Origin of the sequence: Gimesia panareensis, from assembly GCF_007748155.1 — a bacterium.
GTDB classification, from domain to species: domain Bacteria; phylum Planctomycetota; class Planctomycetia; order Planctomycetales; family Planctomycetaceae; genus Gimesia; species Gimesia panareensis.
Window position 1 is genome coordinate 5,920,378 of record NZ_CP037421.1, and the last position, 15,038, is coordinate 5,935,415.

The 15,038-nt window shown below is 53.1% G+C and carries 18 protein-coding genes; 8 read left to right on the plus strand and 10 right to left on the minus strand.

From position 1 onward, the window contains the following. Positions 1-186 precede the first annotated feature (186 nt). From ectA to Enr10x_RS22065, 7 genes are all read left to right on the plus strand, one after another. Positions 187-720, plus strand: coding sequence for a diaminobutyrate acetyltransferase (ectA, locus tag Enr10x_RS22035; RefSeq protein WP_145112735.1), 534 nt, complete (start codon positions 187-189; stop codon positions 718-720). Beyond that, positions 717-2,012, plus strand: a complete 1,296-nt coding sequence (gene ectB, locus Enr10x_RS22040) for a diaminobutyrate--2-oxoglutarate transaminase (protein WP_145451390.1) — start codon at positions 717-719, stop codon at positions 2,010-2,012. Before ectA ends, ectB begins: the two co-directional genes overlap by 4 nt. Positions 2,013-2,079: 67 nt before the next feature. After that, complete coding sequence (locus Enr10x_RS22045; RefSeq protein ID WP_145451391.1) at positions 2,080-2,475, plus strand: ectoine synthase; 396 nt, start codon at positions 2,080-2,082, stop codon at positions 2,473-2,475. 105 nt (positions 2,476-2,580) lie between these two features. Continuing rightward, entirely contained in the window at positions 2,581-3,516 is a 936-nt protein-coding gene (gene thpD, locus Enr10x_RS22050) for an ectoine hydroxylase (protein WP_145451392.1), read from the plus strand. A 164-nt stretch (positions 3,517-3,680) separates the two neighbouring features. Next, on the plus strand, positions 3,681-4,211 hold the full coding sequence (locus Enr10x_RS22055; protein WP_145451393.1) for a TRAP transporter small permease: 531 nt from the start codon (positions 3,681-3,683) through the stop codon (positions 4,209-4,211). Between the two features lie 28 nt (positions 4,212-4,239). After that, complete coding sequence (locus Enr10x_RS22060) at positions 4,240-5,529, plus strand: TRAP transporter large permease (RefSeq protein ID WP_145451394.1); 1,290 nt, start codon at positions 4,240-4,242, stop codon at positions 5,527-5,529. A gap of 5 nt (positions 5,530-5,534) precedes the next feature. Continuing rightward, positions 5,535-6,611, plus strand: a complete 1,077-nt coding sequence (locus tag Enr10x_RS22065) for a TRAP transporter substrate-binding protein (protein ID WP_145451395.1) — start codon at positions 5,535-5,537, stop codon at positions 6,609-6,611. Positions 6,612-6,659: 48 nt separating this feature from the next. On the opposite strand, the gene Enr10x_RS22070 is transcribed toward Enr10x_RS22065, so the two are convergent. The 4 genes from Enr10x_RS22070 to Enr10x_RS22085 are packed head-to-tail and all read right to left on the minus strand — an operon-like array spanning position 6,660 to position 9,167. After that, entirely contained in the window at positions 6,660-7,148 is a 489-nt protein-coding gene (locus tag Enr10x_RS22070) for a hypothetical protein (protein WP_145451396.1), read from the minus strand. A 42-nt stretch (positions 7,149-7,190) separates the two neighbouring features. Further along, positions 7,191-7,676 carry a hypothetical protein gene (locus Enr10x_RS22075; protein WP_145451397.1) on the minus strand — a complete coding sequence of 162 codons (486 nt, stop codon included), beginning with the start codon at positions 7,674-7,676 and terminating at the stop codon, positions 7,191-7,193. Next, positions 7,673-8,437 (minus strand): hypothetical protein, encoded by a 765-nt coding sequence (locus tag Enr10x_RS22080; RefSeq protein WP_145451398.1) that lies wholly within the window; start codon positions 8,435-8,437, stop codon positions 7,673-7,675. Before Enr10x_RS22080 ends, Enr10x_RS22075 begins: the two co-directional genes overlap by 4 nt. Then, positions 8,430-9,167 (minus strand): hypothetical protein, encoded by a 738-nt coding sequence (locus tag Enr10x_RS22085; protein WP_145451399.1) that lies wholly within the window; start codon positions 9,165-9,167, stop codon positions 8,430-8,432. The genes Enr10x_RS22080 and Enr10x_RS22085 overlap by 8 nt, the downstream gene beginning before the upstream one ends. 298 nt (positions 9,168-9,465) lie before the next feature. Here Enr10x_RS22085 and Enr10x_RS22090 point away from each other — a divergent pair, with 298 nt between their 5' ends. Continuing rightward, positions 9,466-9,927 carry an NADAR family protein gene (locus tag Enr10x_RS22090; RefSeq protein ID WP_145451400.1) on the plus strand — a complete coding sequence of 154 codons (462 nt, stop codon included), beginning with the start codon at positions 9,466-9,468 and terminating at the stop codon, positions 9,925-9,927. A gap of 18 nt (positions 9,928-9,945) precedes the next feature. On the opposite strand, the gene Enr10x_RS30555 is transcribed toward Enr10x_RS22090, so the two are convergent. The 6 genes from Enr10x_RS30555 to Enr10x_RS22115 form a co-directional block, all read right to left on the minus strand. Continuing rightward, a complete protein-coding gene (locus Enr10x_RS30555) occupies positions 9,946-10,170 on the minus strand; it encodes an RNA 2'-phosphotransferase (protein WP_197997327.1) in 225 nt (74 codons plus the stop codon). 23 nt (positions 10,171-10,193) lie between these two features. Next, positions 10,194-10,490 (minus strand): RNA 2'-phosphotransferase, encoded by a 297-nt coding sequence (locus tag Enr10x_RS30560; protein ID WP_197997328.1) that lies wholly within the window; start codon positions 10,488-10,490, stop codon positions 10,194-10,196. A gap of 64 nt (positions 10,491-10,554) precedes the next feature. Next, on the minus strand, positions 10,555-11,151 hold the full coding sequence (gene pncA, locus Enr10x_RS22100; protein ID WP_145451401.1) for a bifunctional nicotinamidase/pyrazinamidase: 597 nt from the start codon (positions 11,149-11,151) through the stop codon (positions 10,555-10,557). Positions 11,152-11,167: 16 nt separating this feature from the next. After that, positions 11,168-12,220 (minus strand): ADP-ribosylglycohydrolase family protein, encoded by a 1,053-nt coding sequence (locus tag Enr10x_RS22105; protein ID WP_145451402.1) that lies wholly within the window; start codon positions 12,218-12,220, stop codon positions 11,168-11,170. Between the two features lie 3 nt (positions 12,221-12,223). Next, the gene (locus Enr10x_RS22110) at positions 12,224-12,913 is read right to left on the minus strand and encodes an NUDIX hydrolase (RefSeq protein ID WP_145451403.1); all 690 of its coding nucleotides are present in this window, start codon (positions 12,911-12,913) and stop codon (positions 12,224-12,226) included. A gap of 101 nt (positions 12,914-13,014) precedes the next feature. Then, the gene (locus Enr10x_RS22115) at positions 13,015-15,006 is read right to left on the minus strand and encodes a nitrilase-related carbon-nitrogen hydrolase (protein ID WP_145451404.1); all 1,992 of its coding nucleotides are present in this window, start codon (positions 15,004-15,006) and stop codon (positions 13,015-13,017) included. Positions 15,007-15,038 lie beyond the last annotated feature (32 nt).

Genomic DNA, 15,038 nt, shown 5'->3' on the forward strand with positions numbered 1-15,038 from the left:
CACCATCAGAGCCTCACGCTCAGACAGACATCATAAGTCTAGAAATTGCAAATATATAAATATTTCCCGTGAAACTTGACGTTAGCACATAACTTGAAGTATCAAAATAAAAACTTTTGATATTACTTAGTAGTCTAATCTTTTTCCAAGAGCGAATTGCTCGGAATCCCATAAAAAAACAGCCAAATGGATACGGCCAACCAACTGATTTTTCGCGAGCCCCGAGTGGAAGATGCGCTCGCGATTTCCCGCCTGATTAAACGCTGTCCTCCTCTGGACGTGAATTCCACTTACGCGACTTTACTGCTCTGTCGTGACTTTAGCGACACCTGTGTCGCCGTGGAGCAGGATTCGGAAATCCTGGCATTCCTGTCAGCCTACCGACCTCCACACCGCGAAAAGACAATTTTTATCTGGCAAGCTGCCGTCGACAGTCGCCTGCGTTCTCAGGGAATCGGTTCCCGAATGCTGGATGACCTGCTGTCACGGGAATCGCTGGCCGATGTGAACTATCTGGAAACGACGATTACCCCTTCGAATCAATCGTCGCAAAAACTGTTTCGTAAACTGGCGAAACGTCTCAACACGGAATGTCGATCGAACAAGGGATTTTCTGCTGACCTGTTTGGTGAAGTAGAAGAACACGAAGCCGAAGATCTCTACCAGCTTGGTCCATTCACACTCAAACCCGTTCATGGAGAGAAAACACCAGTATCATGAGTATATTCAACAAACTCGAATCCAACGTTCGAGGCTACTGCCGCTCATTCCCCACCACATTTACCAAAGCCCAGAACGCCACCCTGCGCGATGAACAGGGCGAAGAATACATCGATTTCCTGGCGGGTGCCGGTTCGCTCAACTACGGACACAATAATCCGCAACTGAAAGAAAAACTGCTGGAGTTCCTGGAGCGCGATGGTATGCTGCACGGGCTGGATATGCACACGGACGCTAAAGCCCGATTCCTGGAAGTTTTCGACAAACGCATCCTGTCGCCCCTGGAACTGGACTACAAAATTCAATTCACCGGTCCCACCGGCACCAACGCCGTTGAAGCCGCTTTAAAACTGGCACGTAAAGTTACCGGACGAACCAATATCGTTTCCTTTACCAACGGTTTCCATGGTGTGAGCCTGGGTTCGGTTGCCGCGACTGGTAACAGCCATTTTCGGGATGCCGCCGGCACGCCACTCAATAATGTGACCTTCATGCCTTATTACGGTTATCTGGGTGACAATATCGATACCCTGGAATACTTTGAGGCGCTCCTGAAAGATAACAGTAGTGGTCTCGACCTTCCTGCCGCCGTGATTGTCGAAACCGTCCAGGGCGAAGGTGGCGTGAATGTCGCGAGTGTCGAATGGCTGCAGCAACTGGAAACCCTCTGTGAAGAACACGGCATGCTGCTGATCATTGACGACATTCAGGTCGGCTGTGGACGTACGGGTGATTTCTTCAGCTTTGAACAGGCGGGAATCGTACCCGATATCGTCACCCTGTCGAAATCCTTGAGTGCCTACGGGCTTCCCATGTCTCTGGTTCTGATGAAAGCAGATCTGGACCAGTGGGAACCGGGGGAACACAACGGAACTTTCCGTGGAAACAATCTGGCCTTCGTGTCTGCAGCGGAAGCCATTGAATACTACTGGGGTGACTACCAGCTGTCTCGTGAAATCAAACGCAAAGGCGAACTCATCCAGGCGCGTCTGGAAGAAATTGCTGACAGCGTGACAGACGTAGATCTGGAAGTCCGTGGTCGTGGCATGATCTGGGGACTGGCCAGCCAGGAATGCCCGGATCTGTCCGGCAAAATCACGGAAGCGGCCTTCAAACGGGGACTGATCATCGAGACCAGTGGTACCGACAGCCATGTGCTCAAATTCCTGCCCCCGCTGACAATCGAAGAAGATCAGCTGCTGCAGGGACTCGACATTGTTGCCGACTGCTACAAAGCCGTTCTGGAAGATGAAGAAATTATGAAAGAACTGGGCCTGATCACCAGCAACTGATCAGGCAAAAAGAGACCATCAACACAGACACAAATCAATCCGTAGAAATCAAAGAGAGACGCTCACAATGCTCGTACGTCAATTGAACGAGGTCATTGGCACAGACCGTGATATTAAATCCGAAACCTGGAACAGCCGTCGCCTGCTGCTGGCGGGAGACAAAATGGGATTCTCCCTGCACGACACGCTGATCCATCCGGGAACCGAAACGGAAATCTGGTACCAGAATCATCTGGAAGCCGTGTATTGCATTGAAGGGGAAGGCGAAATCGAACTCATTCCGGATGGCCCCACTTATCCCATCTCTCCCGGCATGATGTATGCTCTGGATGAGAACGATCGCCACCTGCTCCGAGCGAAAACTCAGTTGCGGATGGTTTGTGTGTTCAATCCCCCCGTCACCGGTCAGGAAGTCCATGACGAAAATGGTGCCTATCCTGCTGCCGCTACCAACGAATCCTGATTCACCCGACAGCGCAGCGTTAACGTCACTGTTATTTTGCAAAAAGGACTTTTTTAAACAGCTGGTAGTGCCGCTTACCGGTATCAGCCAGCGACCGTGAAGGCAATGAACACTGAATTAGCGAATTCGAACGATCTCTATCCCTCTCGAGTCAAACCGCAACCGGAATTTCTGGATCGGACTGATCCGGTGGTCTATGGATCTCCCCAAGCGGGTCCCCTGACGGCAGGCCAGCTGAATCAGTTTGAGCGTGACGGCTTTCTGATTCTACCTGCTTTTTTCTCTGAGCAGGAAATCGCTGCCTGTAACGCAGAGCTGGCCAGGTTGCGGGACAGCGACTCTACCCGTAAGTGCCCCGAGGCAATCGTCGAGCCGGACTGCGACGAGCTACGCTCTTTATTTGCCATCCATCAGCCAGATATCAGCCCGTTCTTTGCTGAAGTGGCTCGTGATGCACGGATTGCCTCCATGGCGATGCAGATTCTGGGCAGTGAAGTCTATATCCACCAGTCGCGTGTTAATCTGAAACCGGGCTTTGCCGGCAGGGAATTCTACTGGCATTCCGACTTCGAAACCTGGCACGTGGAAGACGGTATGCCCCGCATGCGGGCCGTCAGTTGTTCTCTGCTCCTGACGGATAATTACGAATTCAACGCTCCCCTGATGCTGGTACCCGGTTCACATCAGAAGTATGTGTCGTGCGTCGGCGAAACTCCGGAAGACCATTACCTGACTTCTCTGCAAAAGCAGGAACTGGGCATTCCAGATCAGGATTCATTACACGAACTGGTCAACCAGCATGGAATCATCCAGGGAGAAGGTCCTGCCGGAACCCTGGTCCTGTTCGACTGTAATACCATGCATGGATCTAATGGGAATATCACTCCATTTCCACGTTCGAATCTGTTTTTTGTTTATAACAGTATCTGGAACCAGCTTACGGAACCCTTTGGCCAGAAAGCCCCCAGACCGGAATTCATTGCCTCGCGTCTACATTGTGCCCCCGTATCGCAGCGGGCCGTGGATTACAGTCTTCAGTAAATAGCCTGCTGCCTGGAAAGAGCAGCAACATTGAGAAATGAGGATCCGATGTCAGATTGTGATGTTGCTTTAACGACAGCGTGGCGATCATACATGGATCACAAACCTGTCCCGTTACCTCTCCTGCGCTCAGAGGTCACTCTTACATTAGAGGATCAGCGCAGATGAACCGACTCTTCCAGATTATCCAGCGGATCGAAGCATTTCTGCTGGCCTGGTCGATCATCACGATCGCCGCTCTCTCCATCGGGAATGTGCTCTGCCGCGCCCTGTTCGGGTTCAGCGTCGCCTTAACTGGTGAAGTATCGCAGTTCCTGATCATCATTGTCACCTTTGTCGGTCTGAGTTATGCCGCCAGCCGCGGAAGACACATTCGTATGACCGCATTCTACGATCAGCTCAACCAGCGCTGGCGTAAAATCATGATGATCATCATCAACAGCCTGACTGCCATGCTGATGCTCCTCCTGGCCTGGTACGCGTTCGAGTATATTGGCACCGTTCGTTTCCTGGAAACGGTCTCCCCGGTCCTGCAGGTCCCCCTCTACCTGGTCTATCTGTTTGTCCCTCTGGGATTCATTCTGTCAGCGATTCAGTATGGCCTGACAGTTTTCCGCAACCTGACAGCCCCTGACGTCTACATTTCGTATTCAGAAAAAGATGAATACGAAAAGACCGTCGTTGGTGAAGTCTGAACCAGGCCTGCCTGAGGGAGAACATCAAGTGGAAGCTTTACTGATCCTCGGAATCATGCTCTTTCTGCTGCTGCTGGGCTTTCCCATGAAAGTCCCGCTGATTGTCGCTGCACTGGCAGTTCTGCTGGTCTTTCATCCGGATGTAACTCCGGCTGTTCTGGTGCAACAGATGATTGGGGGCATTAAACCGGCGGCCTTGATTGCCGTGCCCATGTTCATTTTTGCCGCCGATATTATGACCCGTGGTAATTCCGCAAACCGGTTGCTCGATCTGGTCACTGCATTTGTGGGTCACCTGCGGGGAGGCCTCCCGATTGCCAGCGCGATCAGTTGTACGCTGTTTGGTGCCATGTCGGGATCGACCCAGGCGACGGTCGTCGCCATTGGTGGTCCCCTGCGTCCCCAACTCCTCAAAGCCGGCTATCCCGACTCGTTCACAACCGCGCTGATCATCAATGCCAGCGATATTGCGCTCTTGATTCCTCCCAGCATCGGCATGATTGTCTACGGCGTCGTCTCGGGTACCTCGATTGGTGAACTGTTCATTGCGGGAATCGGGCCGGGGCTGCTGGTCCTGCTGCTGTTCTGCATTTACTGCTGGATTGCTTCTATTCGCATGCAGATACCGCGGCAGGAAAAAAAGGACTCTGCCACGCGTCGCACAGCCGTCCGTCGTGCTCTGCTCCCCCTGGGTTTTCCCCTGATCATTATCGGAGGGATTTATTCCGGCATGTTCAGCCCAACCGAAGCCGCTGCCATTTCGGTCCTGTATGCTGCCATCCTGGAAATCGTTTGTTTCCGCGATCTCAGTCTGAAAGATATTCCCGAGATCGCACTCTCCACCGGCCTGGTGACCGCAGTCGTGTTCATCCTGGTCGGCGCTGGTGCTGCCTTCAGCTGGGTGATCTCGTTTGCCCAACTGCCGGATGCCCTGATCAATAACTGGCTGGGGCTGACCCCGGACTCGGGATACTGGACAATCATGCTGACGATTGCGATCGCCTATTTCATCGGCTGTATGTTCGTGGATCCAATCGTGGTGATCCTGATTCTGACACCCATTTTTCATCCTGTGGCAACTGCTGCCGGGATCGACCCGGTGCTGGTCGGGATCGTAGTCACACTGCAGGTCGCCATCGGATCAGCGACTCCTCCGTTTGGATGCGATATCTTTACCGCCATCGCCATTTTCCGCCGCCCCTACCTGGAAGTCATTCGCGGGACGCCCCCCTTTATTGCTATCTTGCTGCTGGCCGGCGTACTGTTGATCGCGTTTCCCGGCATCTCCCTGTTTCTGCGTAACCTCGCGTTTGGATGAGCATTATGAATCTGATCCAGAAAACAATCCGTTCTGCATCTGTTTTGAGTCTGATCCTGTGCGGGGCATTGCTTTGCACCTCATGTGGGGCAGAAGTCACTGCTTCCACAGATCAGCCGACCCAGTGGCGTTTTGCCATCGAGGAAACCATCGGCAGCGTACAGCATCAGTACGCGATGAAATTCAAGGAGCTGATTGAGGAACGCTCTAACGGAGAAATCGAAGTCACCATCTATCCCTATGGTACCCTGGGCACCTCAGATCAGATTACCGAGCTGGTTGATATGGAAGTGGTACAGTTTGCGATGGCGTCCCCCGGCCACCTGGGAAAACTGATCCCGGAAGTCCAGGTCTTCCTGCTGCATTTCCTGTTTTCGGACGACGATGAAATCAATAACCAGGTTCTGAACAAGGATCCCCGTCTGCAGAAAACGTTTGACGAACTCTACGCCCGCAAACGACTCAAACTGCTCTCCATCTTCTCGGAAGGCTGGCAGGTCTGGACCATGAAAGAGCCCGTTCACCAACCGGAGGATTTCTCCGGAGTCAAAATGCGGGTCATGACGTCTCCCCTGCTGATCGCTGCCTACAAAGCCTATGGTGCGAGCCCGACGCCGCTGCCTTACTCCGAAGTCTACTCCGGACTCCAGTTGAATATGATTGACGGACAGGAAAATCCGGTCTTTGCCATTCAGGAGATGAATTTCTACGAAGTCACCGACTGGATGATCTTCGCCCGCCATGCGCCCTTCATCACCACGGCGGTCACAAATCGCGATTTTTTCGATTCCCTGCCACCCGAGCGTCAGCAACTGGTAACGGGAGTGGTCGCGGATCTCAACGATTACATTCTGAAAGTCCAGAAAGAATTCAACCAGGAACGGCTCGAGCTGATCCGCAAGAACAAGCCGAAGTTGAAAATCATCACGGAACTGACACCCGATGCACGCGAAGCCTTCCGTAAAGCCAGCCAGCCTGTCCGGGATAAGTTCATTAAAATGACCGGTGAAGACGGACGCGAACTGCTGAAGGAACTGCAGCAGACGATTCAAGAATACGAAGATCAAAAACAGCAGAACTGACCTCGTCGCTGCAATTCTCTCTGATACTGCCACAATCACGAACATCAATCAGAGTATTATCTCCTTAAAATACTCAAGCGCATCCTGCTCCAGAATTGTACATTCCAGTTCAGGAATGACGGAGTCGCGAAACTGAACCGCCATGTCTGCGGGGAGTGTCAGATCGAACAGACCAGTCAATTCGAGCCCCTCATCGTCCCAGCTGGAATAAAACCGTAGATACCAGAGCGCATCAGGAGGAGCGATGCCAATGTAGACCAGTTCATCCCCTGGCATCGCTTCTATCAGTGAGCGAGGGTTCTGGACGATGGCAAACAGGTCGTGGATATCACAGGCCGCTTTCCGGAAATGCAGCCCGTCATGCTGCCACCAGTCTTCATACCGTACCAGTTGCGAGGCGTGTAGATCGTTCTGCAAAAAGGAAGCGATCTTGCACAGTGAGCCGGATAGATTTTTCAGAGATAGAATTTCTTCTGTTGAGAAATTCACACCAGCTGGCGGCTGAAATCCCCGGTCCTCCTGTTTGATTAAGCTCATAAAGCCCGCCTTTTCAACCCTTCAAGATCTGTCTCAGTTACCTCATCCGCGAGTCGCCTCTGGATCTTCCGGCAATCGGCTCTTCACAAATGCCGCCAGATTCTCGGCATCGTCGGTGCCCACCCGCAGAGTTCCCTTTTTCAGTTTGAGCACAACGCAATCGCGGCCCCAGAGATTCATCACCCAGCCCCCGCGCAGACTTAGGTGGATTCCCCAACCATCCAGAATACTGGTTTGGCCGACTTCCACGCTCACGATCTCCTCATAGAGTACAGCGCGCTGAAACAGGGGAATCGGCCCGAAGCGAATCCTCAGACGGTCGATTTCGTCCGCCACGGTCAAATGATGAAACGAAGCAGCGGAGAGAAAGACCAGCATCGCCGATCCGCTCAAGATCCAGGTCAGAAAAGGCTGCGGTGGTTCATTGCGACAGTACCAGGCGGTCCCGGCCAGCAATGCGGCTGTCGCATAAACCAGCACACACAAAGGACCATGCTGACGATGATAATAAATGGCAAGACTGCTCACTGCTGTGACTCCTGTTCACTTCGTCTCGCTTCGATTATACCATATTTCCGTTCGCCTGCGCGAAACAGGTCCCGGATATTCTGCTGATCTCGAACGGATAATTTGCCAACCCACCACAGGCCAAGAGGAACTAAGGAAAACAGGAGGGGAAATAAAACCAGAATTTCCGCCAGCGAAGGAGGATTCTTTCCCGGCAGTTGATTCGTAAAATAGAGCCATAAATACACCGGCAAGACAATTAACAATGCCCCCATCGAAGCAGAGAATGTAAAGCGGATATATCTCCGGAACTCCGACTTTGCTTTCTCATACTTCTCAACCGCGACCGCTCCTGAGTCTAATTCTCCCTCGAACATCTTCTGTTGACAGGCAGGACAAAAGCCGGTCGCCATCGCCCCTGTTCTGGAAGCATGTTGTCCCAGTGAGACATGACAGAATGGACAATGCGGTGCCGTCGACTGTCTGAGTCTTTTCACCTGACGATAGAGAAAGAGCGCTGGAAAGCACACGGACAATAGTACGATGGGAATCAGCAGAATCGGGCTGACGGCTTCTGGACAATCTTCTGTTCCCGATTTCATACTCAGTCCGTGATGGATCTCCGCCTGAAAATATTTCACCACGCAGGCCAACAGGGCCATCATCATCAAGAAGCTCACAAAGGCAATTGCGCCGCGCATGAGTACCTGAAGGTCATAGCGCGTGACCGCAGCCTTGAACTGTTCTTTCAGCTCCGAGGATGTCAGGTCGGCATCAGCCATGGTGCTCCTCAGGTTGGCTGTTTTCTGAATCCAGTTGCCTCTCCAGGTGACGACTGGCATAACGACAGTACCATGCAAACGGAAGCAGCAGCGCAGAGAATAAAACCATACTCCTCGCATAGCTCAAAGCTGACCCTGCCCCCATCATCTCCTCCAGGCTGTTGATCCAGAAGTAGACTGGAACCGCCAGAAGCAGGATTAAGATCGCAGCCCACACGGAGGTCCGTGCTGCTTTTTTCAAACCGATTACGAACCGGCGTTTGTCCTCCAGCGGCTTCTGTTCGTAGTATTCCCGTGCCGCTTTCTCAGATAAAAGTTCCCCCTTGAGAATCATCTGTCTGCAATAAGGACACATGCCCGTCTGCATTAAATCGGCATGAATATGAGTGTGCAGAAACTTGCTACACAGAGGACATTTCAAATACGGATTTCGGCCGAGACGCTCTACATAGAGAACCTGCAATCCAAATGCCACAACCAGAAAGAGCAGGTAGAGCACCACATCCAAAACAGTGGCTGCACGCTCTCCTGACTGAGGGACAGACCGCACGATCCCACGCTCACCAACATACGCTTCCAGTAGTTCAGTGCCCAGATAGAAACTGAGCGTTCCCAATCCACAGAGGGCTAACGGAATAAAGCAGGCCAGAAAATCCCGTTGACGGTACTTCCGCGCGGCCTCTTCGTAATGGGCCTGAAACTCTTCAAGATGGACCGTTTTCTGAACCATGGATAGTCTCATTCGTAAGGCATGGGGCACTCTGGTAAAACGCAATCATACAATATCTGGATCAATCCAATTGCTGATTTTTAGTCCCTCACCGGCTGATCCTCTCTGCCTCCTGATGAATAGCTAACTTCTCTATTCATAAAGCGTTATCCGACCATACCCTATAAAGATTCTGACCGTTTTTTCTCGAAATTAACGAACTCAACTGATACCATCTCTGTCCTCATCCTGTTGAAATGCCTGTTTCCTCTTTCGTTCTACAGCCCTGGTCTTTCAGGTCATTATAAGGGAGATCTCGATGTCTGGTCACACCATCAACTTCTACAGCGTCAGCGAAGAGTATGGTGAGTTTTCCAACTTCGCCGGCTACCCGATTCTGCTGGACGGAAAACGCTGGCCCACCTCGGAACATTATTTCCAGGCACAAAAGTTTCAGGAAACCTCACACCAGGAAGCGATCCGGAAGGAACAATCACCGATGCGCGCCGCCCGCATGGGACGGGACCGAAAGCGACCGCTGCGCAAGGACTGGGAGTCGGGCAAAGATGCCATCATGCGGCAGGCTGTCCTGGCGAAATTTACGCAGCACGCCGATTTGCGGGAACTGCTGCTCTCCACAGGAGAGAGTCGACTCGTCGAACATACCACGAACGATTCCTACTGGGGTGACGGCGGGGATGGGAGCGGGAAGAACCGGCTGGGACAGCTGCTGATGGAAATCCGCAAGAAACTGCGGGAGGCGGGAGAGGCGGAGGGGTAGAAGCAATCGGACTCTGATTCAGGGGAACTCGATATACTCGGGGGGGACGCGATCGGTCAACCAGACCTGATTGGGCGTGACAAAAAACTCAAACCCGGCCTGATGCATTTCGCCCGAACGTATCTGGAGTAAGACCGGCTTTCCCCGTCGTTGCCCGACCGCCTGGGCAGTGCTTTCATCTCCGTGCAGATGCACGTGATGCCGTTTCATTTTCTTGAGACCTTCCCGGGTAATCGCAGCCACAAACTGCTGCGGCGTGCCATGGATCAGAAACTCGGGGGGACCGCCGCTTCGTAACCCAGCTCAATCTTGACCGAGTGTCCCTGGTTCGCCCGGATACGGGCCCCATCTTCACTGAATGAAAACCGCTGCTTGTCATTCGAATGCACGACATGTTCGAGGGTTTCCCGCGACATGGTTTTGCCATGCTCAGCGATCGCCGCGAGCAACGTTTCGACGTCGACCCAGCCTGATTCATCCAGTTGAATTCCCACCGTTTCCGGCTGGTGCCTGAGGATCAGGCTTAAAAACTTACTTTTTCGTTTGATTTCCTGTTCGTTCATTCCATTTTTCTTTCATCACATTTCATCGTTCATTTCAATTATCATTTCATAGTTTGTTTCTGATTCAGAGCAGGACCACGCCCGCTGCCTGCATTTCTTCCAGCGCCCGCTGAATATCTCCTGACTCCAGTTCGACGCCTCGACACCCTTTTACCACCACATGAGTTTTCAGTCCCAGACGGATCGCATCCAGAGCCGTAAATTTCACGCAGTAATCTGTCGCCAGTCCCATGATCGTGACTGCATCCACGTTTCGGCTGGCTAAGTAGTCGCCCAGGCTGGTCGCCTGATGATGCCCGTTATCGAAGAATCCACTATAGCTGTCGATCCGGGCATCAGTCCCTTTCTGTATCACCGCATCGATCTGCTCTCGATCCAGCTCAGCATGCAGTTCGGCACCATCAGTTCCCTCGATACAATGCTCAGGCCAGAGCACCTGTGCCTGCCCTTCGAGTTCAATCAGGTCACCAATCTCCCTGCCGGGGTGCTGGCTGGCAAAGCTTTGATGATCCGGCGGATGCCAGTCCTGAGTCGCCACCACCAGTTCGAAATCAGACATCCACTGGTTCGCAATTTCCACCACCTCATGCCCTTCGGGAACCGCCAGTGCGCCCCCTGGCATAAAGTCATATTGCAGATCGACCAGGATTAATGCATGCATGATACTTCACCTCATTTCAATACGGAGGAAGCAGACGTCTGCTCCACAATGTGAGCACCAATAGAGCAAACACCAGATTCCGAGGAATCGTTGCCAGCCAGTGCATGGGAGGTGGCAGCAATGTCTCTGCGGGCTGAGGACTCTGAGAGAGCCTGTCCGCCAGATGTTCCATCCAACTGACCGTGCGGGGCCATTCCGTCAGCCCCTGTTTCCATTCTGCAGGAATGGCTTCTGCACCCAGATTGGCACCGCAGATCGCCCCTGTAATGGCAGCCACGCTGTCTGTATCTCCACCCAGCATCACTGCGTTTTCAACGGATTCCCGCAACTGATCCGGGGAGTACGCCCAGCAGTAGAGAGCTGCCGGAACCGTTTGATTAATATAGCCGGTGACACCTTCGCCCCACCCCTGGTCTTGTGCAAATTCCTCCGGGGAACTGTGGCGTTCCAGATGTCGCACGGCGTTTGCAATCGATCGTTTCAGTTCGTCTCCCTGAACAGATTCTACAATTCCACTGAGAAATTCGATCGGTGTTCGTCCCGGTTCCGTTATCGACAGCCGGGCCGCCTGCGCCACCAGCAGGGCTCCCTGTTCCGCACGCGGATCAATATGCGTGACCCGCGTACAACAACGCACCAGTTCCTGTAACTGAGATTCAGAGGAAGCACACAGACCCAGTAATGCAGATCGCATGGCCGGCCCGTTCCCGGCACTATAGACTCCGCTGTGTTCTGGATGAAACCCTAACAGCAGTTTGAAACAGGAACGCAGGGTGGCCAACCCGATCCCCGCCGGCATGGTCAGCAGCCAGCGTTTCAATTCGCGTGCCAGCTGTTTTTCAAAAACCTGCGTGTCTCCTTTTGAAATTACCAGTGCCCGTCCAACCATCTGTGTATGTTCGGTATCGTCGCTGCATAATCCGCGATTCAGCAGCAGATCGGGGGCAAGTGGCGGTGCGCCAAAGAGCCGCCTGGCGCGTTTTTTTGATAACCCCTCCCGTTTCAGGCCGACGGCATCGCCCACGGCGGTCCCCAGCAAACAACCCAATATTTTTGAGTAACGGTCCATTGGTTAAATCTCGAAGTGAAAACCCTGTTTGGTCAGGCGTTTATATTTGCGACGGTCAAACTGATAGAGCCGGGCTGCACGATGAGCGACATCGGTTTCGACTTCATCCAGTTCAACGAGAATGCCCATACTCAGAATTTTTTTACGGAAATTTCGCTTGTCCAGCTGGCGATCCAGGATGACTTCATACAGATGCTGAATCTGCCGCAAGGTGAATTTGGGAGGCAGCAGTTCAAAGCCGATCGGCTGATAACGCACCTTGCCTCGCAGACGTTCATGAGCCATCTTCAGAATCTGATCGTGGTCGAAGGCCAGCGAGGGGACGTCATCCACGGCGAACCAGGCTGCATTGCGGGCATCCGTGGCAGCCTGCACCCGGTGGTCTGTCAGATTCACCAGAGCGTAATAGGCTACGGTAACGACACGTTCCCGGGGATCCCGGTTCACTGTCCCGACTGAATAAAGCTGTTCCAGATAGACATTTTTTAATCCGGTCTCTTCACTCAACTCACGCAGGGCCGCTTCATCCAGTGTTTCTTCCAGACGCACAAAGCCGCCCGGCAACGCCCAGTCTCCCTCGAAAGGGGGGAGATCGCGCTGGATGAGCAGCACCTGCAGATCGTCTTCATCCAGACCAAAGACCACACAATCAACGGTCAATGCGGCACGCGGATATTCGTAGCTGTATTTCATAGCAAATCCCTTAGTGTATCTTACACACTTATTATTGTGTACTTACAACACTTAGTCAACTGAAATTCCTGACAAAAGCAGTTTTCACAATAGATCTACCATCAGACAGATGACAGCAGACGGCGCAGTTCTGCCAGTTCCTGTTCAAATCCTCCAGAGAGGATCGGAAAACGGCACCAGGTTTTGGGATCCAGATTCTCATCATCCAGATGAAACGACGGTGCATACCGTTCGCGTTTCCACTGATTGCGTGACCAGAGCCGAAAGAACCGTTCGATCCATTCCAACAGCTGGAACTGTTCCACAGCCGGAAATTCAATCTGTGCCAGTTGAAACACTTCCAGCGGGCTGCGTTTATCCCGAATCGCGGCGCGTTCCACCCAGTCCAACAGCTCATAAGGCATCAGGTCGACTTCATCCTTCTGAGCGGCTGCCTGGGGACGCAGTTCTGCAGTCGGTTCCTGCTGATTGATCAGATCCAGTTCGGCGACTTTCCCGACTCCCAGAGGTCCGGTCTGTTCCATCCACTCCAGCCAGCTCCGTAAAAAAGCCTTATCGATTCCTGAAATCGGTGCGAGTCCGCCACAGGTGTCACCGTCCATCGTGGTGTATCCCACGGCGGCCTCCGAACGATTGCTGGTCGACAGCAACAAGGCACTTCGCAGGTTGGCAATCATCCAGATTCCCGGTGCCCTGCTCCGGGCCTGGATGTTCTGCAGAGGAATATCGTCAGTCTCCCAGCTCAGTTCCCGCCCAATTGCCTGAGAGACCAGATCGACATACGACTGCACAATCGCGTCCACATTCAGGTTCAGAAAATCGGCACCAATCCCGCCCGCCAGTCGGGCAGCAGCACGGGCTGTTGTCTCGGAACTGTTCCGGGTCGACTGATAGACACAGGTCAGCAGCTGGTTAACCAGTTTTGAGCACGTGTCGCCCCTCTGGTCTTCTTCCAGATAAGACAGCTTTTCTGATAATCCCTCTCCCCCCAATTCAGTCAGTCCCAGCTTGAACATCGCCCAGACCAGGACTGCTGCCGCGGCTGAATCGGCTCCGCCGCTGAGTGAGATCACGAACCCGCGGGCATGACTTTTCCGCAGGTAATCGAACAGCCCCAATGCTACGGCACGGGTAAACTCTTCTTCTTTCACTGCATCTGACCGTTCCCATTCAGCAGGCTGAGCCTGGATAGATCGAAACGGGACTTCCGGAAACCTGAAATCTGATTTGACAGTATTTTCCTGGAACACGCCCGGTGTCGGCTGAAAACTGACCAGTCGCGCTCGATTCATTCTGGTCAAATCAACGTCGACCATGGCTGAAGTGACGGTCACATCCTGAAATGAGAGGCGTTCCCCTTCCTCCAGCAGTGAGCCATTGCTGGCAATCAAAGCGGCACCATCGTAGATGATCCGGCCTGACTCATTTCCCAACAGGTTGGAATAAACGTACGTGACGCCGTAGGCCCGTGAGCTCTCCTGAACCAACCGTCGGCGGATCTCCTGCTTGCCGAATGCAAAGTGACTCGCGCTCGGATTGAGAATCAGGTCGACGGCTGCCTGAGAGAGTTCGCGCCCCGGTCGGCGGGCCGCCCAGGCATCCTCGCAGATCTCGAAACCGATGCGCACGCCATCCAGCTCAAAGACCAGGTTGCCAATCGGGTAAGACTGGTCCTGAAGGTTGATTTCACTGACACAACGGGAGTCCCAGGCTTTGAACCAGCGGGGCTCATAATGAATACCGTCCCCGGCCAGATGGTTTTTCGCCACAAATCCCAGGATCTGACCATCTCCCAGCAGGCAGGCACAGTTATAAAGTGCACCGCCATGCAGCAGGGGCAGCCCCAGAGAAACGACGATCCCTTCCGTGAAGGGCACCAGTTCCTCAAGTACAGACAGAGCCCGCTGTTGTACATCGTTTGAAAAGAATTCGTCTTCACAGCCATAACCGGTCAGACAGAGCTCGGGCAGGCAGATCAGAGTCGCTCCCTGCTTGCGGGCAGCTTCAATTGCCTGTTTGATCCGGGCGGTATTTCCAGTCCAGTCCAAAGGTGTCTGATTCAGGGCAACGGCAGCAATCTGGATGAGTTTCATAGCCGGTTCAATTCATTTTCAGCAGCATTAAC